9 protein-coding genes are annotated in these 24,279 nt (G+C 61.9%); 6 read left to right on the forward strand and 3 right to left on the reverse strand.

Going from position 1 to position 24,279, the window contains the following annotated elements:
• Positions 1-38: 38 nt before the first annotated feature.
• Entirely contained in the window at positions 39-1,370 is a 1,332-nt protein-coding gene (locus C5F71_RS06675) for an HD domain-containing phosphohydrolase (RefSeq protein ID WP_092238019.1), read from the reverse strand.
• A 149-nt stretch (positions 1,371-1,519) separates the two neighbouring features.
• Positions 1,520-1,792, reverse strand: coding sequence for a type B 50S ribosomal protein L31 (locus C5F71_RS06680; RefSeq protein WP_029297428.1), 273 nt, complete (start codon positions 1,790-1,792; stop codon positions 1,520-1,522).
• Positions 1,793-2,059: 267 nt separating this feature from the next.
• On the opposite strand from C5F71_RS06680, the gene C5F71_RS06685 reads away from it, so the two are divergent.
• The 3 genes from C5F71_RS06685 to C5F71_RS06695 all read left to right on the forward strand — a co-directional run bounded on the left by C5F71_RS06685 (position 2,060) and on the right by C5F71_RS06695 (position 11,590).
• A complete protein-coding gene (locus C5F71_RS06685; RefSeq protein WP_104910846.1) occupies positions 2,060-3,679 on the forward strand; it encodes an FMN-binding glutamate synthase family protein in 1,620 nt (539 codons plus the stop codon).
• 224 nt (positions 3,680-3,903) lie between these two features.
• On the forward strand, positions 3,904-5,037 hold the full coding sequence (locus C5F71_RS06690) for an OpgC family protein (RefSeq protein ID WP_104910847.1): 1,134 nt from the start codon (positions 3,904-3,906) through the stop codon (positions 5,035-5,037).
• A 70-nt stretch (positions 5,038-5,107) separates the two neighbouring features.
• A complete protein-coding gene (locus C5F71_RS06695; protein WP_104910848.1) occupies positions 5,108-11,590 on the forward strand; it encodes an NEL-type E3 ubiquitin ligase domain-containing protein in 6,483 nt (2,160 codons plus the stop codon).
• Between the two features lie 37 nt (positions 11,591-11,627).
• Here C5F71_RS06695 and C5F71_RS06700 read toward each other — a convergent pair whose 3' ends face one another.
• Positions 11,628-13,043, reverse strand: coding sequence for an amino acid permease (locus tag C5F71_RS06700; RefSeq protein WP_092238031.1), 1,416 nt, complete (start codon positions 13,041-13,043; stop codon positions 11,628-11,630).
• Positions 13,044-14,000: 957 nt separating this feature from the next.
• On the opposite strand from C5F71_RS06700, the gene C5F71_RS06705 reads away from it, so the two are divergent.
• From C5F71_RS06705 to C5F71_RS06715, 3 genes are all read left to right on the forward strand, one after another.
• Positions 14,001-14,459, forward strand: a complete 459-nt coding sequence (locus C5F71_RS06705; RefSeq protein ID WP_070994769.1) for a transposase — start codon at positions 14,001-14,003, stop codon at positions 14,457-14,459.
• Between the two features lie 1,045 nt (positions 14,460-15,504).
• Positions 15,505-18,663 (forward strand): transglycosylase domain-containing protein, encoded by a 3,159-nt coding sequence (locus C5F71_RS06710; RefSeq protein WP_104910849.1) that lies wholly within the window; start codon positions 15,505-15,507, stop codon positions 18,661-18,663.
• 108 nt (positions 18,664-18,771) lie between these two features.
• A complete protein-coding gene (locus C5F71_RS06715) occupies positions 18,772-23,862 on the forward strand; it encodes an NEL-type E3 ubiquitin ligase domain-containing protein (protein WP_104910850.1) in 5,091 nt (1,696 codons plus the stop codon).
• Positions 23,863-24,279: the final 417 nt, after the last annotated feature.

The raw sequence follows: 24,279 nt of genomic DNA on the forward strand, positions 1-24,279 counted from the left end.
TAGCCATAGCCACAAACACCACCACAGCCACAGCTGACTTACTCTTCGGGTTCCTTGATGAACACGCTGTACTTGGCACCTTCCATGGCTTCAAACGCGATCAGCTTGTCCACCAGCGGCAGGTTCAGCACCTTGCCGGCATTGAGCAGCAGCATGCCGTTGTCGGCATTGAGGTTGCGCGCCAGGACCATGCCTTCGGCCAACTCGCGAGTGCCCAGCACCCTCACCGTCGGGTCGCCCAGGGTCACGTCGCTGAGGAAGGCCGCGCAGGCCTGGACGAAGTCTTCCACCATGTCCGGGTCATACAGGCGCCCGGCGTATTTGCGGATATACAGCAGCGCCTCGTCGCTGTTCATCTGCCGCTCAAGAATCAAGCCGCGTTGCAGTTCGATAAAATCCACCGCCAGCTTCAGCAAGCGCGAGCCAAAAGGAATGGCCTCGCCCTTGAGGTGATCAGGGAAACCACTGCCGTCCCAGCGCTCCTGGTGATGGCGGATCAGCCGCGCGGCGTCCTTCATCGGTTCCAGGGTCATCAACAACGATTCGCTCTGTGTGGCGTACTCGCGAAAACGCGCGCGGTCGGTGCTGTGCAGCAAGTCCGAGGGCGCGACCATCATGCTGTCGCTCCAGCTCAGCTTGCCGATGTTGTACAGCGCTGCCGCCATGGTCAGGTCGCGGCTGCTGGCGTCGTCCAGGCCATGGAGCACGCACCAGGTGCGCACCAGCTCGATGATCTGGCGGTTGGTCTGCTTGCTGCGCGGCAGGCGCAGGTTGGCCAGCAGCGAGAACACCTCGGTGCCGGTGGCGTAGCTGTGCTTGAGTTCTTCGTAGGCCAGGTCGAGCATATCGGCGGTCTGCTGCAGTTCACTGGTGCGCGAGACCACGCGCTTTTCCAGGGACGCATTGAGCTGCTTGAGCTCCTCGTTCTGCTGGCGGATCAGTTGTTCCAGGCGCAGGCGCTCACGCTCGGAATGCTGGTGGGCCAAGGACTGCCGCAGCGCCAGCAGCAACTCTTCGTCCTTCCAGGGTTTGCTCAGGTAGCGGTAGATCTGCCCTTCGTTGATGGCCTTGATGATCAGGGTCAGGTCGGTTTCGCCGGTCAACAGCAGGCGCACGGTATGGGGGTAGTCGTGATGGATCTGTGCCAGCAACGTGGCCCCATCCATATCCGGCAGGCGTGCAGCACTCATCACCAGGTCCACAGGCTGGCGCGCCAGCGTGGCTAACGCTTCGACCGCCGTGGTGGCGCTGCACAGTTCAAAGGGTTCCAGGCGCAGTAACTGCGCGAGGCGGTCATGCACGTCCGGGTGAGTGTCGATCAACAGCACCACGGGACGATCGGTTTCAGAAAAGGTAACTGACTCTCCCACGGGACACCTCGGATCTAGTCGCGTCGGTGTGCGCTTCCTACGGTCAAGGTAACAGCCTCCTGGCTATTACCTAGCAGTTTAGTCAGTTTTTAGCCGATAGTGGCCTAATGATGCTATTTACCACTACCGCGCCTGAAGCCTCGAACCGGTCAGGCCTCGGCGGCTTTGCTAGACGAACCAAACGAGGCAAAGCGCTTGTTGAAGCCGGCAATCCGCCCTTCGACCTGGGTCTTGCGCTGTTGCCCGGTGTAGATAGGGTGGGAAGCGCTGGACACGTCGAGAGCCATATAAGGATAAGTATTGCCATCGCTGTGTTGGTGGGTGCGATCCGTGTCGACCGTGGAGCCGATCAGGAAGAACACGTCGGCGGCTGTGTCATGGAACAGTACGGTGCGATAGGCGGGATGGATACCAGCTTTCATAGGGCCTCCGGGGGCATCTGGGCAAGATTAATACGTTATACAGTAACACAAATAATGCACTCAAACGAGAACGTATTGCAATACCGATAGAAGCCCAGGTTCTATGCGGTTGCCCTGGCAACGAACTCGCCCGTAAGCTGGTGCTCCGTGAGAGCACAGGCATCCATAGCCTGGAGATCCTTGTAGGAACTGGCTTGCTATCGAAAACGCCCTCGCCGGCAAGCCGGTTCCTGCAGGTCATAAAGAGTCCGAACCCAAGGAAACCGTATGAGCCTGTCGTTGCTTAGCCGTTATGCATTCTTTGCCGTGTGTGTCATTTTCACCCTCGCCAGCCTGCCCTTTATCCAACACGAATGGCTGTGGCCGTTTACCCTGGTCACCGCTGTACTCAGCCTGATCGGCGTGTTCGACCTACTGCAAAGCCCGCACGCCGTGCGCCGCAACTACCCGATCCTGGGCAATATCCGCTACCTGGTGGAAGGCATCCGCCCGGAAATCCGCCAATACCTGCTCGAATCCGACAGCGACGCCCTGCCCTTCTCCCGATCCCAGCGCTCGCTGGTGTATTCGCGGGCCAAAAACGAAACCGCTGACAAACCCTTCGGCACCCTGATCGATGTGTACCAATCCGGTTTCGAGTTTATCGGCCACTCCATGCGCCCGGCGCCGTTGAGCGATCCCAGCGCGTTCCGCGTGATCGTCGGCGGCCCGCAATGCACACAGCCGTATTCGGCGTCGGTGTTCAATATCTCGGCAATGAGCTTTGGCTCCCTCAGTGCCAACGCCATCCGCGCCCTCAACCAAGGGGCCAAGCTCGGCAACTTCGCCCACGACACCGGCGAAGGCAGCATCAGCCCCTATCACCGCGAACACGGCGGCGACCTGACTTGGGAGCTGGGCAGCGGCTATTTTGGCTGCCGCACCAGCGACGGCCGCTTCGACCCGGAGCGCTTCGCCGTGCAGGCGCAAAACCCGCAAGTGCGGATGATCGAAATCAAGATGAGCCAGGGCGCCAAGCCCGGCCACGGCGGGATCCTGCCCAAGCACAAGGTGACCAAGGAAATCGCCGAGACCCGCGGCATCCTGATGGGCGAAGACTGCATCTCGCCGTCACGCCACAGCGCGTTTTCCACGCCGATCGAGCTGATGCAGTTCATCGCTCAATTACGTGAACTGTCCGGTGGCAAACCGGTGGGTTTCAAATTCTGCCTGGGCCACCCGTGGGAATTCATGGGGATTGCCAAGGCCATGCTGGAAACCGGGATCCTACCGGACTTTATCGTGGTCGACGGCAAGGAAGGCGGCACCGGCGCCGCCCCCGTGGAGTTCACCGACCATATCGGCGTGCCCCTGCGCGAAGGCCTGCTGTTTGTGCACAACACCCTGGTAGGCCTGAACCTGCGGGACAAGATCAAGCTCGGCGCCAGCGGCAAGATCGTCAGTGCCTTCGACATTGCCAGCGTCCTGGCCATCGGTGCCGACTGGGCCAACTCGGCCCGGGGCTTTATGTTCGCCATTGGTTGCATCCAGTCGCAAAGCTGCCACACCAACAAATGCCCCACCGGCGTCGCCACGCAAGCCCCCCTGCGCCAGCGCGCACTGGTGGTCCCGGACAAGGCCCAGCGCGTATTCAACTTCCACCGCAACACCCTCAAGGCCCTGGCCGAAATGCTCGCGGCAGCAGGGCTGGATCATCCGTCGCAACTGTCGGCCAAGCACCTGGTGCGGCGCATGTCGGCCACCGAGATCAAGTTGTTCTCACAGTTGCACGTGTTCCTCAAGCCCGGTGAATTGCTCACTGGCGAGGTGAACGGCGAGTTCTATTCGCGGATGTGGCAGATGGCGCGGGCAGACAGTTTTGAGCCCCATGAGGTGGAAGCCGCGTAAACAGTCGGTCACGACAACCCTGCGCCGGTCAAGGCCCTGCGCAAGGGATACTGGCCGGCAGTCATGACACGCGGGTGATCCTCGATGCCTAGCGGGCGCGCATGAGACATTCAGTAATACCCAGCCTTTGCAATTGCTTACAAATACCGCCAACCTGCGCCCGCCCGACGCACGGCAGGACCATTCGCGTCACTATTCAACCCATTGTTCAAGAGCCCGCAGCCATGCTTAAAGGACGCGACCCGCGCATCGATTTTTTTCGGGGCCTGGCGTTGATCTTCATTTTCTGGGATCACGTCCCCCAAAACCCACTGGGCCAGATCACCCTACGCAACTTCGGTTTCAGCGATGCCGCCGAGGTCTTTGTGTTTCTCGCCGGCTACGCCTGCGTGCTGGCCTACGGCAAAATCCTGCAGGGCGAAGGTTATTGGATGGCCAGCCTGAAAATCCTGCGCCGCGCCTGGGTGTTGTACGTGGTGCATATCTTTTTGCTGGCAATGCTGATGGGCATCGTGTTCTTCGCCAACAGCAAGGTAGAAACCCGCGACCTGGTCCAGGAAATGGGCCTGACGCACTTCATCACCAACCCCCAACAAGCCCTCACCGATGAGTTGCTGTTGCGCTTCAAGCCCAACCTGATGGACCCGTTGCCCCTGTACATCGTGCTATTGCTGGGCCTGCCGCTGGTGCTGCCGCTGTTGCTGCGCAAGCCGTTGGCAGTGGTGGCTGCGTCGATGACGGTGTACCTGTTGGCACCACGCCTGGGCTGGAACCTGGCGGCGATTGCCGATGGCGTCTGGTATTTCAACCCGGTGACCTGGCAGTTTCTGTTTATCCTCGGCGGCGCGGCGGCGGTGCATGCCAGCCAACCGCGCGCACCCGATACGCGGCCGCTGCACCGGCAACCGGTGTTTATCGCCGCGGCCACCTACACCCTGCTGGCCGCGGTGATTACCCTGTCCTGGCGCTGGCCCGAGATCCACGATGCGGTGATGCCCGCCGTCATCAGCGACCTGCTGTACCCCATCAGCAAGACCGATCTGTCGCCGGCGCGCCTGTTGCACTTCCTTGCCCTGGCCTATGTCACCGCCAAGCTGCTGCCGGGTCGGGCGTGGACGCAAAACTGGTTGGCCCGGCAAAGCTGTCGCATGGGCCGCTATTCACTGGAAGTGTTTTGCCTGGGGGTGTTGCTCGCACCATTGGCGGACATGCTCAACGCCCAGGTCAACGACGCCTGGCCGATGCAGATTTTCAGTGCCCTGCTGGGCCTGCTGCTGATGGCGGCGCTGGCCGCCTGGCTGGAGTTCAACAAGCACCTGGATGCGTCGCGACAACGCCAGTGGGTGGCGGGTAGATAGTTAGCCCCAGGTGACGCACCGGCGATGATTACATCGGCCTTCCACTTAATTTGTGAAAGGCCACTCCCTTATGCCGACCTCTGAGTTACTCAACGGCTTATCCGGCAACCTGCAATCGAGCACCTCCTGGGAACAACAAGAGGCCATTGAGCAGATCCGGCAAAACCTCACGCAAGCCTTGAGCGGCCTCACGCTCGATGAACAAAAGCGCTATGTGCAACTGCAGCGCGAGTCCCTGACGGCCCTGTCCGCAGTCGAAACCGAAAAGGACCGCCTGGTCCAGGCCTTCAAGACCGAAGGCCTGGCCCAACTGCGCAGCCGGATTGGCGGGCGCGATCCCGAAGCCTTCCGCTTCGATACCACCTACCGGGAAAAAGTCGAAAAGCCTTTCCCGTGGGAGCCCAAACGCGGCGAACGCACACGCTTTCGCCGCCGCTCCTACACGCAAGACTGGGACTACATCGACCACGTTAAAAGCATGACCTTATGGGAGGCGGCCTGCGTCAACTTTGGCTTTACCCACGGCAGGATTACCGAGTCTGGCTACAGCCTGGTCCAAGCCAGCAAAGTGATTGGTCCTGGCGATGACCGCAGCCTCTCGGCGCAGGCGTTTATCGACGTGGTACGCGAACTGGACCTGGGCGGCCAGCTGAAAACCCGGATCAACGCCACCTTGGGCGAGAATGGCCTGCTTCGTCGCCTGATGGGCACTTCAGCGCGCACGCTCCTGCAGTTCGACGTGCTGGATGCCTGGCGCAACCGGGCCCAGAGCGGTCTTACCCGTGAAATGTACAACACGCTGAACGCGGCGATTGAGAACACCGGTACTCAACCAGAGATTGAAACACTAGGCCTGACCTCGGGCGTAACCTTGGTGGTGGCCGTTCCCTTCGTCCCCTGGGAAAACATCATTTCAGTGCCCCTGCTACTGATTCGTGTCGCGGCCCTGGGTGTGTTGTCGTACTTTCCATTCCGCCCAGGGGGCGCGCTGCGCCATCACCCCGACGCACGCGCCGCCGAACAGGCGTTCCGCCAGCAACTGCACGATAGCCATCAAAAACAAGATCTGGGCTGGTTTTCCCGGCAGTTACCCCTGGTAGGCATGTCCGTCTTCAACAAACTGTTGAGCCGTAAGACGCGTCCGCAAAACCTGGGTTGGCTGGAGGGAGCCCTGTATGACGGGTTTCACAAAGCCTTCCCGCCCAGCACCCTTGACGACATCCGCTTCACCGCCACCCCCAAGTCAAAGCCACCAGTAAGCCTGGTGCAGGCCCTGACTTACCGACAGATTCAGCGCTGCAAGACGGACCTGGATACACTTGCCGTTGATCGCGCCGAAGCCGACTGGGAAGCCCTCAAGGACGCGGTGCAGGAGATCAAGGGCGAAATTCTCGGCTTGCTCCTGACGCCTCTACCCGGTGGCATCACCGGCATGATGCGTATCACCCAACTGCTGATGCTCGGGAGCCTGACCTACAGCGTGATCCAAGGCCTGGATCAAGCGGTAAAAGGCGAAACCATCGCGTTTGCCAGCAGCCTGACAGATGTGGCCGACCTGATCGTCAGCGGCCGGCTGACCGTAACCGCCAGCCGCTTGCAGCGCCGGCGCATGCAAACACTGATGCAGAACATCGGCAACCCGCGCAAAATCAGCAACCAGCGCCTCTGGAAACCAGACGCACAGCCCTATGCCCACGACCGCCAGGCGCTGCTCGACGGCCGCAGCCCCGATGCACTGGGGATCTACCACGTCGATGGCGAGCAGTACGTCAAGCTGAACCAGAATGAGCAATTTCTGGTGGCCAAGGTCAAGCACGACGACCAGCAGATGCGCTACGTGCTCACGCACCAACGCAACGAGGGCTACACACCGCCGATTATTTTTAACCCAGCGAAACAAGCGTGGGTGTTCGACCTGCACAACGCCCACACCCTCTCGGACATCGAGTTGCTGCAACGTATGCTGCCCAATGGTTCCTCCGTGGCACCGCCAGCAGAGATACAAACCATGCTGCGCAGCACCGCCACCACCCGTACTGCACTGGACAAGGTCTGGCGCTCGGAGCCGGCGCCGTTGAACCTGACCGAAGGGGTGCGGCGTGTGCAGGCCGATCAATTGATCCAGCTGCTGATCGACCGTTTCAACGAGCCCGGCTACCTCCCCCCCTACGGCGACAGCGCGGTGTTTTGCCTGCTGACACAACTGCCGCAGTGGCCTGCCAACGCCACCTTGAGCATCCGCGCCCCCCAGCACACAGTGATCGAGAGCTTCAGCAAAACCGAAGTCGTGCCACTCGGCGCACACACCATCAATATTGTCCGCGGCGATGATGGACGCTATAGCGCCCTGGGCGCTGCGCACCCGCCCTCCAATACCGACGAGCCGCTGTTGAGCCTGATCATCGTGCTGCAACCTGGCACCTCGCGCCTGGGCATCGAAGGCCATGGCGCTCAGACTACCGCGCAACGCATCACGCGGCTGCGCCAGCAGGTCACGACCCTGGTCAGCGACGAGCGGCTGAGTGTGTTCAGCGCGCTGGTGAATTACGCCGGTTACGAAAAAAGCGAGCCGCTTGCCCCGGCGAATGTACGCCGTTTTCTTCCCACCCAGGCTTCGCCGCCCCTGGTGACCGTCACCCCCTTACTGAAAAAGCTGCGCGACCTCAACCGCCCCTTGTCACCGGCCAATCTGGAACGCCTGTTGCAGGAGCACCCTCTGACGCCACGCCAGCAACAGGCTTACTTGCAGCATGGTTCGCTGCCGGCAGCCTTTCATGAACGGTTGGACAACCACCGTACCGCGCTGCGCATCGATGCGGCCATCGACGGCTTGTACCACCCCCGCGCCTACAGTGACGACATTGACCAATGGGCCAGGGAGTTCGCCTCGGCGCTGGTGCGCAACACCCTCAAGCGCCCGTTCGTCATCACCGAAGTGGTCGCCGGCGACATCGCCAAACCCTACGTTTCAAGCGGGCCACAGGATCCCACCGTGGAACTGCGCCATTACGGCAACGGCGTCTATGAGGCATACGACATGCCTAACGGCGGTACGATTCCCGTGCCCGCCACCGTGGACAGTTTCTACCTGGCCATCGGTTCGGTGTTACAGCCCCACGAACGTCAGTTGCTGGGCATGAACAGCGCCACCGACGCTCAGGGCCTGCGCACCAAGCTGGGCAACTACATGAGCAGCCAACGCAGCCCGGCGGGGTATGTCAGCCTGGCCAGCGGTTCGCTGATGCAATACGAACAGCCCCTGAAGCTGCCCGCCGACCTGGCACCGGACACCCAGGGTATTTTTAAGTGGAATGCTCAACATTTACTGCCACTCTTCGGTTCTCTGTACCGGGTCGTGTTTGACAAAAGCCTGTACAAATGGCGCCTGGTCCACCCCGAGAAAATCGGGGTCGACACCCCCGTCCTGTCTCACAACGGCCAAGGTGCCTGGCGCCTGGCCAGCGAAAACCCGATGAACTGGAACGACCACGAGTTGCTCTACCGCCTGGGCAATCACCCCTACTCCTTTACCCAGGCCGAGTCGGTCAATATCCTCGCCCTCACCAACACCCCGCCCAGGCTCCTGCGCCACATCCACCATGCAGGGCTTGCCGCCCCCCCATTGCTGGCCGATACCTGCAAACGCCTGAAGATCGAACAGGAAATCCTGCAGTTCATCGAAGCACTGGGCAACACCCCTACCTCGCGTATCGCCCGCCCGGACTTGCAACTGCTGGTGCTCTCCAGCCTGCCAAGCTGGCCCGACAGTCACGCCATTCGTGTAATCGACAGCGACAACCGGGTCATCCAGCAGTACCCCGATCGCAACCTGCCAAACGACAAGGTATTGCTGGTCAAAAAGAGTGACTATGAAAACGCCAGGCTGCTGGACACCGTTATCACCAACGACGAGGTGACCCAGGCCTTGCTCGGTGAACTGCCAGACTCCAGCAATGACCGCTTGTTCAAGCTGGTGAAACAGATCGTCGAATTCACCGAAAAGGAAAAGCCGCAATTACTCAACTCGCTCTACCTACGCAGCGAAAGCGATAGTCCTGAATGGGTCCGGCAATTCAAAGCCCACCATCCACAATTGCCCACCAGCAGTGTCCAGGCGATCCTCGGGCAAGCCACCCCCAGGGAACTCAAGCAACTGCAACAAAAGAAAGCCCCCGGTCTGCGCCTTGCCGAGCAGGCGCGCCTGTCGGCCGATGACGTGCGTCTGAACCGGGCCTATGAAGGTCTGTACAGCGACGCGTGCAGCAACGCCGACAGCGACCGGATCACCGCACATTTGCTCAAGGATCTGCCCACCTGGCCGGCGGACCTGCGCATCGACATCCACCAAGCCAATCTCCAGGGGCACCTGCTGCAAAGCGCAGGTCCGCGCGCCGCCAGCCAACATCGACAGATCGCCCGGACCCAAGGCGGCTATCAGGCTTACGACGCGTCGGGCAAGCTTGTGGGGCAACCGTCGGACCGCTTGCTGGAGGTGATTGTGTCGACGTTGTCCGACAGCGAAAAAATCGCGTTGGAGGTGACCGACGACGCGGGCATTGCCGCGCTGCGCCAACAGATTTTCACCCTGGCGCTCAACCAACGGGTAGCAATCAAAAGCCTGCTGGACCTCAAACACCTGCAACCCTGGATGGTGCCGCCAATGGGGGGTGAGCGCACACTCCTGGTGTACCCGTTCTGGAGCCGGTTCTGGCCGTTCAGTGGCAATCGCTCCCCCGACCTGGTCACCAAGGTCCAGGAGCTTTACCCCCGGATGAGCAACGATCAAGCCCGGCAACTGATCCAATCGCTGAACCTGAGCGAGCCGGCGGCGCTGATTGAAATAGAGCGGCGGCGTACCGAATACCAAGCGATGGAAACGGCACTGTCACGCTGGGCCGACACGCCCGTAAGCGAGGACGAACACCTGCACGACCCACTGGGTATGAGCCTGGGCAACCGCCGCTACATTGCCCAGCAGTTGTGTTCAGCGTGGCGCCGGGAAAGTCGTTCGCTGTATCTGGCGGGGATATTGGACGCCCAATTCGTCGAGCTGCAATTGGACGACGGCAACCTGCCCCCCGCCGATTTCATCAGCGGCACCCAGGGGTTTGCGCACATCGACTTCCTGAAAATCGCGGGTAATCACTTTCCTCAAACGGCCAGTGACTTCCTCAGCAAGTTCGCCGGGTTGCGAGGGCTGCATCTGGATTGCATGTTGACCGAGTTACCCAGCGCCATCACTGACATGACTCAGCTCACACACTTGCGCCTCAGTGGCAACGACATCCGACTCACCGAGGCTTCGGCCCAGCGCCTGGCCTCCATGGTCAACCTGCGCGAGTTGATTATGGACAACAACCCCCATCTTGGCGTGACCCCGGATGTGAGCGCCATGAGCCAGTTGCACCGGCTGCAGCTGGTGAATACCGGATTGACCCAATGGCCCATCGGAGCGGAGACGCTCGCCCGCCTGGAGGATTTGCACCTGCAGGAGAACGCCATCAGCGAGATCCCTGAAGCGGTATTCACCCAGGAACGCATCGGCTTGCCCCGCCGCAATATCCTGCTGCACGACAACCCCCTCTCGCCGGCCACCCTGGAGCGTATCGAAGAGTACCGACGCAACACGGGCGTGCGGCTGGGCGGTGTACTTGGCCCCAGGCATCAACCGCCAGCGACGGACGGCGTGTCCCAATGGTTGAGCGGGGTACCCGCTGCCGATGTTCCGGCCCGCAGGGCGTTATGGGAGCAACTCAAGGCCCATGAGGGCGCCAGCCCCGATGATGCCTTCCGGGTGCTCTCGGACCTGACTCAAACCTATGCGTACATCGCCGCGGGCGCGTCGCGCAACGCGCTGACCCAAAGAGTGTGGACCTTGCTGCGGGCCATGGGGGAATCCACCGAATTGCGCAATAACGTGTTCCTCAACACCTATGGTTCAGGCAACTGTGGCGACAGTGTGCTGCTGGCCTTTACCAACATGGAGCTTGAGCACCAGGTCCACCTGGCCAAGCTGCAGAGCTCCAGCCAAGCCAGTGATCGCGCGCTGATCGCGCTGTCTACCGGGCGCTTCTACCTCAACCAGCTGGACTATATTTCCGACAAGTTCATTCATGATCGGGAAGTAGCCCGCCAGGCAGTCGATCCCGCCGAGGTCACTATCTACTTCCGCGAAAAACTGGCAGCGGAGTTCAAGCTGCCCTTTCACCCACTGGAGCTGCTGTACACCGTTGAGGACTATGTGACCGCAGACATCATTGATAACGCGCGCACGCAACTGCAAACGCTCGGGCAAAGTCCGGCGCTGCGCGAGTGGCTGTTGATGGAGGGGTTCTGGATCGAATATCTGGCCAGGTGCTATCCGGAGCCCTTTGCGACCGTCAAGGACAGTATCCGCTACCGAATAGGGTTGCTGGAGCAGGAGATACCGGACCGGCACTCGGACGAGTACCTGGAACGGCGTCAGTCACTGATTGACCTGGAGCAGGCAGAGCAAAATCGCCTGGTACGCCAGCTGACCATTGCCGCCCAGGCGGCGCAGCAACGCACGTAAAAAAATGCCCCGGCTTTATGGGCCGGGGCATGTTCCATCAAGCCGAGCGGGGCGAGCCGCTGACTTGGGTCGGTTGCAGTTTGAACGTGTAGAACAACACGGTCAGCAACACCAGGAAGGCCGGGCCGACATACAACGCGATGCGGGTATCGGGGAAGTACGCCATCAGGCCCACCACTAACACCAGGAAGGCCAGCGCCAGGTACGAACTGACCGGGTACAACCACATGCGGTACTTCAACGCCTTGTTCTCGGCGGGGCTCAGGCTCTTACGGAACTTGAGCTGCGCCAGGAGGATCATCACCCACGTCCAGATTGCGCCGAAGGTGGCGATGGACGTCACCCACACGAACACTTTTTCAGGCACCAGGTAGTTGAGCAGTACGCCCAGCAGCAAGGCGAAGATCGACAGCAGCAGCGCACGACGCGGTACGCCGTTGCTGGAGGTGGTGCCGAATGTCGCTGGGGCCTGGCCGTTCTGCGCCAGGCTGTAGAGCATGCGCCCGGTGCTGAAGATCCCACCGTTGCAGGACGACAGCGCCGCGGTAATCACCACGAAGTTGATGATACCGGCCGCCGTCTTGATGCCCAGACGCTCAAAGGTCATGACAAACGGGCTGCCCTGGGTGCCGATTTCGTTCCACGGGTAGATCGACAGAATCACGAACAACGCACCGACGTAGAACAGCAGAATCCGCCAGAACACCGAGCCGATGGCGTTCGGGATAGTCTTCTGCGGGTTCTTCGCTTCGCCGGCGGTCAGGCCGATCATCTCCACGCCGAGGTAGGCGAACATCACCATCTGCAACGACATCAACACGCCCTGCACACCATTGGGCAGGAAGCCGCCGTGGGCCCACAGGTTGGAAATGCCCAGCGCCACACCGTCGTTGCCGAAGCCAAAGGCGATGATACCGACGCCGCCGATGACCATGGCGATGATGGTGACGATCTTGATCAGGGCGAACCAGAACTCGAACTCACCGAACGCCTTCACGGCGATCAGGTTGATCGTGCCCATGCTCACCAGGGCCGCCAGGGCCCAGATCCAGCGGGGCGTATCGGGGAACCAGACGCCCATGTACACGGCGACGGCGGTGATTTCGGCCACACAGGTCACCAGCCACAGGAACCAATAGTTCCAGCCAGTGAGAAAGCCCGCCAACGGGCCGAGGTAATCCTGGGCATAACGGCTGAACGAACCGGCGACGGGGTTATGCACCGCCATTTCGCCGAGGGCACGCATGATCACCAGGATCGCCAGGCCGCCGATGATGTACGACAGCATGATTGCCGGGCCGGCCATTTCAATGGCCTTGGCCGAACCCAGGAACAGACCGACACCGATACAGGCGCCAAGCGCCATCAGGCGAATATGCCGTTCGCCCAGTTCACGTTTGAGCGGGCCGCCGGAAGCGGTCTCGCCGTGGGGCAGGTGATTGCCAACGGGCATAGGGGTACAACCTCATCTTGTTATTGGATAGGAACCACCCAGTGTCCATCCTCACGGCGGGTCGCCATAAGGATGTCGTACCAGGCTCGCCTTTTGGACAAGCCCGTCTGACCCGGTTAAACCGGCCAGCTTGGCGGCGGTGCAGTATAAAAAGCCGCAAGTAGGGCTTTTCACTCAATAAGCAGCAAAGTTCAGCGATAAGTCCCGGAAAACCCCGGCTCGACAGAGGAGCATTCCCTGAGACCTGTAGGAATCGCCTTCAATAAACGCCGGCGAGTATTGCACAGGGCGGGTGCGCCGTCATGCCCCTACCTTCGGCGGATATACCTGCCTTAAAGGCTCTAAACCAGCTATTCCAGGCCAGCACCCATCATGGCGAACGGGCTATCAGCCCAGTGACTTCAGGGGCATTGAGCAAGCAAGTTTTGGGGCGGCTTCGCCACCCAACGGGGGACAAGCCCCCTCTCCACATTTACCGCGCCAGCCCCCCGACTGCGGCCAGAGCGCCCGTCATAGCAAGCGGGCTTGTTGTGGCGAGCGGGCTTGCCCCGCGCTGGGCTGCGCAGCAGCCCCAACAAACCCACCCCAGTTACCCCAGACACACCGAGCAAGCAGGCTTTGGGGCGGCTTCGCCACCCAACGGGGGACAAGCCCCCTCTCCACATTTACCGCGCCAGCCCCCCGACTGCGGCCAGAGCGCCCGTCATGGCAACCGGGCTTGTTGTGGCGAGCGGGCTTGCCCCGCGCTGGGCTGCGCAGCAGCCCCAACAAACCCACCCCAGTTACCCCAGACACACCGAGCAATAAGGTTCTGGCGTCGCCCCCCCCGCTACAGCGCTCCGGCCATAGGGCAAACACCCCATCACAGATACATCCGCACACCGATTTCAGGATCTCGTTCCAACACCAAGTACTAGGGTCAATAAACCTTCCACCCATACCTCAAGGAGCAAAGGATTGCCCCAGAAACCCAACTCCCATTTGTTACGCCTGGGCCGCTATTGCGAGCCAGGACGGGCCTATCTCATCACCACCGTGGTCCACCAACGCTATCCACTATTCAGCAACTTGCGCCTGGGTAGGTTATTGGTTGCAGAACTCAAGCACACCCATGACCTGGGCCTGGTCAACTCGCTGGCATGGGTCATCATGCCGGATCACCTGCATTGGTTATTTGAGCTAGGCGACGCCCCCTTGTCCCAGGTCATCGGCAGGACCAAGTCCCGCAGCACATTGACCATCAACCGCGCACGGGGCATCAGGGAACGCTTCTGGCAAAGTGGCTACCATGACCGCGCAGTCCGCGCCGAAGAAGACATTCGCCGAATTGCCCGCTACATCGTCGCCAACCCCCTGCGTGCCGGCTTGGTCGACCACATCGGTGACTACCCCCTCTGGGACGCCACCTGGCTTTAGCCCACTTACTGTGGCAACCGGGCCCGTCATGGCAACCGGGCTTGTTGTGGCGAGCGGGCTTGCCCCGCGCTGGGCTGCGCAGCAGCCCCAACACCAGCACCCCAGTTACCCCAGACACACCGAGCAAGCAGGCTTTGGGGCGGCTTCGCCACCCAACGGGGGGCAAGCCCCCTCTCCACATTTACCGCGCCAGCCCCCCGACTGCGGCCAGAGCGCCCGTCATGGCAACCGGGCTTGTTGTGGCGAGCGGGCTTGCCCGCGCTGGGCTGCGCAGCAGCCCCAACAAACCCACCCCAGCTACCCCAGACACACCGCGCAAGCAGGCTTTGGGGCGGCTTCGCCACCCAACGGGGGACAAGCCCCCTCTCCACATTTACCGCGCCAGCCCCCCGACTGCGGCCAGAGCGCCCGTCGTGGCAAGCAGGCTCGTCGTGGCGAGCGGGGTTGCCCCGCGCTGGGCTGCGCAGCAGCCCCAACAAACCCACCCCAGTTTCTCCAGGCACACCTCGCAAGCAGGCTTCGGGGCGGCTTCGCCACCCAACGGGGGGCAAGCCCCCTCTCCACATTTACCGCACCAGCCCCCCGACTGCGGCCAGAGCGCCCGTTGTGGCAACTGGGCTCGTCATGGCAACCGGGCTTGTCGTGGCGAGCGGGCTTGCCCGCGCTGGGCTGCGCAGCAGCCCCAACAAACCCACCCCAGCTACCCCAGACACACCGCGCAAGCAGGCTTTGGGGCGGCTTCGCCCCCCAACGGGGGACAAGCCCCCTCTCCACATTTACCGCGCCAGCCCCCCGACTGCGGCCAGAGCGCCCGTTGTGGCAAGCAGGCTCGTTGTGGCGAGCGGGCTTGTTGTGGCGAGCGGGCTTGCCCCGCGCTGGGCTGCACAGCAGCCCCAACAACCCCACCCCAGTTACCCCAGGCACACCGCGCAAGCAGGCTTTGGGGCGGCGCCCTCCACGACCACATACAAATTCTGCCTACCCGCCAACCAGCGTCTAAGCTTCAGGCAAGTCCGATCAATCTGCGTGAATGGATCAATCGACTATGGGCGCGTTATGGCAAACCGGTTCGACCACCGCTGCGCAACCCACCGACAGTCCGGACGATCAGTCATTGCCACAAATTCCCCATAGACGCAGGCGCGGATGGCGCTGGTTCTGGCTTTTGCTGGTGGTGGGGCTGGTCGCTCTGGCGTATGCCGCCTCGCGGGAGGTGCGCAGTTCCAAATGGCAGGCCCGGGAGTTCAGCCGTGTCGCGGCCACGCTGGTGTACACCGTGCAACCGGGGCCCAGCGACGCCATCGTGTACCCAGGAGACGGCCCCTTCGACAAACGCCTGGGCTACAGCGCACTGGGTGATTTCCTGCCGCGCCTGCGGCAGCGCAATTACCTGATTCAGAGCCAGGCCCACTTTTCCCAGGACTTGCTGGACTACACCCGCCATGGCCTGTTCGTACCCTATGCCGAAAAGATTCAGGCCGGCTTGTCGATCAGCGACTGCCGTGCGCAACCGCTGTACCAGTTCAACTATCCACAACAGTTCTATCCAAGCTTCAGCGCCATTCCCCCGGTGATCGTCAGCAGTCTTCTGTTTATTGAAAACCGCGACCTGCTGGACCCCGCCCAACCCCAGGCCAACCCCGCCGTGGACTGGCCGCGTTTTGCCAAGGCCGCGTGGTCGCAGTTGGCCAAGCTGCTGCACCTTCCCGGCCAGACCGCAGGTGGCAGTACCCTGGCCACGCAATTGGAAAAGTATCGTCACTCCCCCGATGGGCTGACCCTCTCCGGCGGCGAGAAGATCCGCCAGATGATTTCCGCCAGCGTGCGCACCTACCAGGGCGGTCCGCAAACCCTGGCCGCGCGGCAAAATATCGTGCGCGATTACCTCAACAGCGTGCCGCTGTCCGCCGTTCCCGGGCATGGTGAAGTGCATGGCATCGCCGAAGGCCTGCGGGTCTGGTACGGCGCCGACTTCAACCAGACCAACGCCCTGCTGGCAGGCAACGATGCAAAAAACCTGGCACAAAAAGGCCTGGCCCTGCGCGAGGTGTTGTCGCTGATGATCGCCCAGCGCCGCCCGTCCCATTACCTGTCCAAGGGCCGCGATGAGCTGGCCAGCCTTACCGACAGTCACCTGCGCCTGCTGGGGCAAAGTGGCGAGATCGAACCGACACTGATCAACGCCGCCCTGGCGAGCAAGGTGACTTACCGCGACTGGCAGCAACAGCCGACAATCCAACCCATCGAAACCAACAAAGGTATCAGCGTGGTGCGCAGCCGCCTGGCCGCCCTGCTCAACCGTCCGCTGTACGATCTGGATCGGCTGGACCTGGCCGCCACCAGCACCCTGCAAAGCGAGCTGCAAACCCAGGCCACCGACTACCTCAAGCGCCTGGCAGACCCGGCGTTTGCCGCGCAATTGGGGCTGCTCGGCCCGCGCTTGTTGACGCCCACCAGCACCGCTCAGGTGCGCTATAGCTTCAACCTCTACGAGATGACCGCCGACGGCGCGCGAGTGCGGGTGCAGACCGACAGCACCGACCAACCCTTCGATATCAACGAGGGCAGCAAGCTGGAACTGGGCTCTACCGCCAAGCTGCGGGTGCTGACCACCTACCTGCAGATGATCAGCGAATTGCATGAGCGCTATGCCGGCCAGGCGCCCGCCGCGCTGAAAAAAGTCGAGGTCAACGACCAGGATCGCCTGACTCGCTGGGCCGTGGATTACCTGATACAGCACAACGACCACAGCCTGGCGAACATGCTCGATACGGCCCTCGACCGGCAATACTCGGCCAGCCCCGGCGAAGCTTTTTTTACTGGGGGCGGCTTGCATCGCTTCCATAACTTTCGCAATGAAGACAACGGCCGCAACCCGACCCTGCGCGATGCCCTGCGCGAGTCGATCAACCTGCCGTTCATCCGCCTGATGCGTGACCTGGTGCGCTACAGCACTTATCAGGGGCCCAACAACAGCGCCGAGTTGCTCAAGGACGACAGCGACCCGCGTCGTCAGGAATACCTGGCTCGTTTTGCCGACCGCGAGGGCACCACGTTCCTGCTGCGCTTCTGGAAAAAGTACCGCAACAAGGACACCCAGGCCCGTCTCGACACCTTTCTCGACAGCATGCACCCCACCGCCATGCGCCTGGCCGCCGTGCATCGCTACCTGTTGCCGCAGGCCAGTCAGCAGAGTTTCAACAGCTTCGTCCGGGCCCACCTGCCGGCGACCAAAAGCGCCGAAAAACTCACCGATGCGCGCCTCGACACGCTCTATATCAACTACGGCCCCGGGGCCTATGACCTGCCCGACCAGGGCTATATCGCCAAGGTCCACCCGCTGGACCTATGGCTGTTGGGCTACCTGCTCAACCACCCCGACGCGACGTTCTCCCAGGCCGTCGCCGCCAGCGAACATGAGCGCCAGGAAGTCTACAGCTGGCTGTTCAAGAGCCGGCACAAGAGCGCCCGCGACAGTCGGATCCGCACCATGCTGGAGATTGAAGCGTTCCTGGACATTCACCAGCGCTGGCAGCAGGTCGGCTACCCCTTCGACCACCTGGTGCCGTCCCTGGCCACCGCCATCGGCAGTTCGGGGGACCGTCCGGCAGCGCTGGCGGAGTTGGTGGGCACCATCCTCAACGATGGCGTGCGCCAGCCGCCGCTGCGCATCGACAGCCTGCACTTTGCCGCCGCCACGCCCTACGACACCCGCGTGGTCAACGACCCGGACCGCGGCAAACGGGTGATGCCCAGTGCGGTGGCCACGGCCCTGCGCGCCGCGCTGTCGCAAGTGGTGGACGCCGGCACAGCCAAACGCGTGGCGGGTAGTTTCAAACTCGCCGATGGCACGCCCCTGACCATGGGTGGCAAGACCGGCACCGGCGACAACCGCATCGAGGCCGTGGGCGCCGGCGGCCGTATTCTCAGTTCCAAGTCGATCAACCGTACTGCGACTTTCGTGTTCTATATCGGCGACCAGCACTTCGGCACGCTGACGGCCTTTGTCCCCGGCAGTTCAGCGCAAAACTTCACCTTCACCTCTGCGCTACCGGTCCAGGTGCTCAAGGGGATGGCACCGATCCTCAGCCCTTACCTGCAACCGGGCGCACACACGTTGTGCCAGGCCCCGGCATCCACTTCGGTTGAATACACGCAAGCTCCGCAACCGGGTGTTAGTTATCTCAGTCATGCATTTGAATAATGAACTTTTGCCGCACTTGAACCGCGAATCATCCCCAGGATTTTGAACTTTTGTTCTGAACTTCAGCAGATACGCTAATGCTTAAAACCATCTAGCGAGCGTTACTGCATGCCCGAACTGCCCACTCCTGCCCAATCGCCTACGACACTCTATAAAGGGCCCCACTATGAACGGCTAACACAGCTCATCCCCGACTGGCTTACCACCGCCACCCTGGCCAGGGTCAGCCCATTGGGCAGCGCCGAACTGTCCCGACCGGCCTGGTACGCCAGCGCCTCGCCCAGCCAACACCAAGTGCTGCAGCGCACCAATGCCGAAGGCTGGCGCGCGCAAAACGCGGTGGATCGCCAACTGCGCGAAGTGCAAGACGTGTATGCGTTTGCCGAGCCGTTGTTGAAACAGGCTATCTACGACAAATACCGCCTGAACGTCGACGTCAAAAGTACGTTCCTCAACCTGTATATCCCCAAAAAATTACCCTGGTACGCACTCACTATTGTCCCTGGCGTGACCAGCCGCAAAGTGTCACTGCTGGATGCGGCGCTGCATAACTTTGCCGCGAGCGAAACCTTTGAAGACGACTCCTGCTACATCTCTCAACCCGACTACCGGGGCCACTTCACCCTCAAACCCCTGCACCCCAAAATGTCCATCCAGCAGTTCAAGGCGCTGTGCCGAGAACTGGACCTTGGCACCCGCTATCAGCAGCATTTGCAAGACCACCTGCTGCCCAGCGATCCCGCCGCCCGCGCCGCACTCAAGCACAGCATCATCGCCAGTCAAAAAGCCGCCCTCAAAGCTGCCGCGCAACTGGCGGCGCTGAAAACCAATGACCAACAGGTTCCAGACCTGGGGCGGGCGGCCTACGGGGTGTTGATGCGCGCATTGCGCGGTGAACGCGGGGTGTTGCAGTTCTACCAATTGCACATTCTGGATGCGCCACTGACCGGGATCCTGCTGATTGCCGCAGACCTGGACCGGGTATCCAGCGTGTCAAAACTGATCGTCTATATCCCCCATGATCCCGAAAGCCCGGTCAAGGAATACGACTCCAGCCTGACCTTCATGCGCGACCTGACGCGCAAACTGCAAGCCAACGCGCCGATCCCCTCACGGGGGCAGCAGACTTACCAGCAGTTCTTCAGCCAGTTTGTCGACCATGGGCTGCGCGGGCATTTCTTTACCGGGCTGGATCAGCGTTTGTGCCGGGTGCAGTGGCATGAAGCATCACCCCTGGACCCGCGCCCGCAATGGCGCGAAACGCCGCTGGACAATCCCCGCCTGCAGTTTTCGGCGGTGCGTATCGACGGTGATCTGTGGGAGCACCTCTATCAGCAAGCCCTGAACAAGATTCTCAATGACGGGCGCACGATTGCCGTCGCCACCACCGACGCTGACAGTCACCAGCGCTGGGCCTGGTGGGACAACCTGACAAAAATCGTCGCGGATATTTTCAACATCGCCCTGCTGGTCATCACACCCTTCGTGCCGTTCCTCGGTGAGTTGATGCTGGCCTATACCGCCTATCAACTGAGCAGCGATGCCATCGAAGGCCTGGTAGACCTGGGTGAAGGGCAATTTCGCGAAGCCGCCGACCACCTTGTCAGCGTGGCCACCGATGTCGTGCAACTGGCCACCTTCGCCGCCGGCGCAGGCCTTGGCAGTGCCTTCAAGCGCTCGTCGTTTGTCGACGGTTTGCACCCGATCGACGTCGACGGGCAACCCCGCCTGTGGAACCCGGACCTGACGCCTTACGCACGCAACGACCTGCAACTGCGCAGCGACGCACAGCCCGATGCCCTGGGCCTGCATGCCCAGGGCGACACCGCCATCCTGCGCCTGGAGGGCCGGCACTATGTGGTCGAACACGACCCCACCACCGACACGTACCGGATCAAGCACCCGAGCCGGCCGCACGCCTATGCACCGAAACTCGACCACAACGACCATGGCGCCTGGCTGCATGAGGCAGAAGACCCGCATACCTGGGACCGTGAGACCTTGCGCACCCGCCTGGGCCCCTTGGCGCAGGGCCTCACGCCCGCAGAGCTGGAGCAGGCCTGTGAAACCAGCGGCACCCACGACGGCGCCTTGCGCATGATGTACGCCCACCGCGAACCGCCGCCGCCCCTGCTGGCCGACAGCCTCAAGCGCCGCCGCCTGCACCGGCAAGTCGAACAGGCACCGCAGCAGATGCGCACCGGCGCCATGCCTGATCTGCCGACCAATTGGTCAGTGCAAACCATCAGCGAGCTGGCCGGCTGGCCCTCGGACAAAGCCATCGATGTGTTTATCAATAACGATTTGAGCGGCTATGCCATGCGCTACGGAGCCACCGACGCCACACAGGCCAATACCCTGAAAATCAGCCATCACGATGTCCGGGCCGGCAAGTTGCCCGAGCACGTCGTGGCGTTTCTCAGCGAGGCAGAACTCAAGGCGCTACTGCCCTCGCCGGTGCCCGCCACGCAATCCGGGCAGGTCGAGGCCTTGCGCGGGCAACTGGCCGAGCGCCTGGTGCCGCAGAAGACCGCGATTTTCAACCACCTCTATAGCACCCGCGAAGTGCTCGACACGCCCCACGGCCAACTGATTCAACAGCAATTCCCGCACCTGCCCAGCGATCTGGTGAGCCTGTTGCTGCTGCGCACCTCGCCCGAGGATCTGGAGGTGATGAGCAGCGAGCAGCGCATCCCCCTGCGCCTGAAAAACCTCGCCCGGGAACTGGCCAACGAAGTACGCGCCAGCCACGCCAGCGAAGGCCTGTACGACGACGCCTTACTGACGCCGGATACCGAGCGCATGGCCTTGAATATCGTGCGCTTGAACAGCGACTCGCTGGGCGACCTGAATATCGCCATCCATAGGCAATCGGCCGATGGTCCCTTGCGTTGTCAGGTCGGCCCGACTGACGCCGGCACGCAGAAAATCCTGTTGTACCAAAGCCAGGGACGCTACCAGATCCACGGTGCACCGGACGTTGCGCAGTACAGTTTCTACGAAGCCCTGTTGCGCGTGCTCCCCGCTGACGCCATCGGCTACCGGGCAGGCCAGGGCGAGATATTCAGGGCCTGGCTCAAGGAGCAACTTGAACCCCTGGCCGCACGCCGTACGGTATTGGAAGCACCCAGCCGACGCCGGGCCGACGAGGGCGTCACTCAACGCCTGCTGCAAAAGCCCGGCTTCGAAGCCTTCCGCCGCTTGTTTCGCCGCCGGCCGGCGCAAACGCCGACGCTCAGAGAAACCCTGAGCACACTGTGCCCCTTGCTCAACGAGGAGGAGATCGCGCAGGTCATGCCCTTTCTCGGCACTCCCGCGGGTAAGCAATTGCTGGGCAAGCTGCAAGCCGACCACCAGTTGCTGCTCGAAGACCTGCGCTACATTCGCAAACGCCGAACCCTCGGCCCCGCAGGCAGCGTGCTCGCGGAAAACGAACTGTTGATGCGCAAGATGATCCTCAAGGAGCTGCGCACCTGCTGGGAGGATGGCGCCTACCAGAGCATGTTGCCAACGCAACCCCGCGCTCGCGGCACCTTGCTGGACTTGAGTGAGCTGGTACTGGGCCGCGACATACACCACATTGAACCGTTGCGGGCCGACTTCAGCCATGTCACCCGCCTGAACCTGAGTGGTACGCGCCTGCTGGACCAGGAAATGGGCTTTCTGCATAACTTTCCCAGCGTGCGTACGGTGGACCTGTCCCACAACAAACTGACCGGTCTGCCCCCTCAACTGACCGACCTGAAGCACCTGAGCGCGCTGAACCTGGGCCATAACCCGATCCGGTGGGTGCGCTATGACTACGAGGTGCTCAAACGGCTGTGGCAGTTGCGCTCCTTGAACCTGGAGGGGCACAACCAGCTGAAAGTGCCACCGGACATCAGCCTGATGCCCGAACTGCGCCGACTGGCCCTGCGCCGAACCGGTATCACCCAATGGCCAGACGGCCTGGACAGCCCCCGACTGGCGATCCCCGAACTGGACCTGACCCACACAGAGGTCAGCAGCGTGCCGCAATTCGCCGAAGACTCGGTGGGCGCGCGTATCGTCGCCGGCAGTTGGCTGGACCGTGGCAAGCTCGAACCCGAGGATGAAAACCGTTTTGTCAGCTACCGCCGGGCGTTTGGTTTCGACCCCTATCGCACGGCGCCCCGCAGCGGTGCGAGTGAGCGGCAGTATTGGTTGTCTGGCCTGGACGGCGACGAGCGCGACGTGGCCATCAACGTCTGGGACGACGTTGAAAAAGAGCATGGCTCCCAGGGAGTTTTCGACCTTCTCAAGCTGTTGCGCCCACCGGTGGAGTTCCAGACCGAGATAGATGCGCAATTGTTTCGCGAAGGCCGGGAAGACCTGGCCATACGGGTCTGGCAGTTGCTGTTTGCGATGGATGAGAACCCGCAGTTTCGCGAGCGGATGTTCAGCCTGGCCGCGACGCCGGTCAATTGCGCGGATGCCGGCGCGCATGTATTCAATCGCATGGGCGTCGAGACTATGCTCGAACACATTCTCAAGGATAACTCCCCGCAGGCACTGCTCCAACGCGAGAGCCGCCTGGTGAACCTGGCCAGGCAATCCTGGCGCCTGGACCAGGTCAACCGACTGGCCCGCGAAGAAGTCCTGCACCGCGTCACCCCGGTCAGCGAAGGCGGCCTGGGGCAAACCTTTGGCAGCGGTGAAGGCCAGGTGGATGACGTGCAGGTCTACCTCGCCTACCAGACCGGGCTCAAGACACGCCTGAACCTGCCGTGGGTGTCCGAACACATGGTCTACCGCAACACCGCCAGGGTGACCCAGGCCCATCTCGACAAAGCGGCGCGTGCGATTCGTCAGTTGCAGCAAGGCGACGGGCTGGTCAACGGGGTACTGGAGCAACCGTTCTGGAACGACTACCTGCACGACGCCCATCTCCAAGCCTTCAACACCCAGGACGAACTGCGGGAAAAGGCCGGCAGCCAACTGCAGGACCTGCTGGAACTGCACCAACAATGGTCCGCAGGCCAACTGACGGCAGAGGCCAAGACACACGTGCGCGAACAACTGGTGGCCCTGGCCGACGAACTGGTTATCCCACACAACGTGGTACTTGCCGAACAACCATTGCCAGACAGCACCGTGCTGGGTTTTTACGAGCGCATCCAAAATGACTACAACGAACTTGCCCGCCGCCTGACCCGCCAGGCTTTAATCCAGTTCAGTTAGCACTGAGCGGACGATCGGCGCCTGTCCTGGCCTGCCGGCCTGTTGTGGCAACCGGGCTTCTCGTGGCCTGCAGACCTCTTGTGGCGAGCGGGCTTCCTGTGGCGAGCGGGCTTGCCCCGCGCTGGGCTGCGCAGCAGCCCCACTCCACCCACCGTAGATATTTCAGGCACACCGCGCCAGCAGGGTTTGGGGCGGCTTCGCCACCCAGCGCGGGGCAAGCCCGCTCGCCACAGGGACGGGGGCAGCCGGTCAGTTTTTTTGGAAGCTTCGCAGCGGACGGCTGCAGCACTACAGGACTTTTGTGGCCCGCAGACTTCTTGTGGCGAGCGGGCTTGCCCCGCGCTGGGCTGCACAGCAGCCCCACTCCAAACACCGTAGATATTTCTGGCACACCGCGCCAGCAGGGTTTGGGGCGGC

The sequence above is a fragment of the Pseudomonas sp. LG1D9 genome (assembly GCF_002949995.1).
Classification (GTDB): domain Bacteria; phylum Pseudomonadota; class Gammaproteobacteria; order Pseudomonadales; family Pseudomonadaceae; genus Aquipseudomonas; species Aquipseudomonas proteolytica.

What these genes read in the sequence shown, in the direction of transcription:
- C5F71_RS06695 (WP_104910848.1), top strand. Translation starts at nt 5,108, where the DNA reads ATGCCGACCTCTGAGTTACTCAACGGCTTATCCGGCAACCTGCAATCG.
- C5F71_RS06710 (WP_104910849.1), top strand. Translation starts at nt 15,505, where the DNA reads ATGGGCGCGTTATGGCAAACCGGTTCGACCACCGCTGCGCAACCCACC.
- C5F71_RS06680 (WP_029297428.1), bottom strand. Translation starts at nt 1,792, where the DNA reads ATGAAAGCTGGTATCCATCCCGCCTATCGCACCGTACTGTTCCATGAC.
- C5F71_RS06700 (WP_092238031.1), bottom strand. Translation starts at nt 13,043, where the DNA reads ATGCCCGTTGGCAATCACCTGCCCCACGGCGAGACCGCTTCCGGCGGC.
- C5F71_RS06685 (WP_104910846.1), top strand. Translation starts at nt 2,060, where the DNA reads ATGAGCCTGTCGTTGCTTAGCCGTTATGCATTCTTTGCCGTGTGTGTC.
- C5F71_RS06690 (WP_104910847.1), top strand. Translation starts at nt 3,904, where the DNA reads ATGCTTAAAGGACGCGACCCGCGCATCGATTTTTTTCGGGGCCTGGCG.
- C5F71_RS06715 (WP_104910850.1), top strand. Translation starts at nt 18,772, where the DNA reads ATGCCCGAACTGCCCACTCCTGCCCAATCGCCTACGACACTCTATAAA.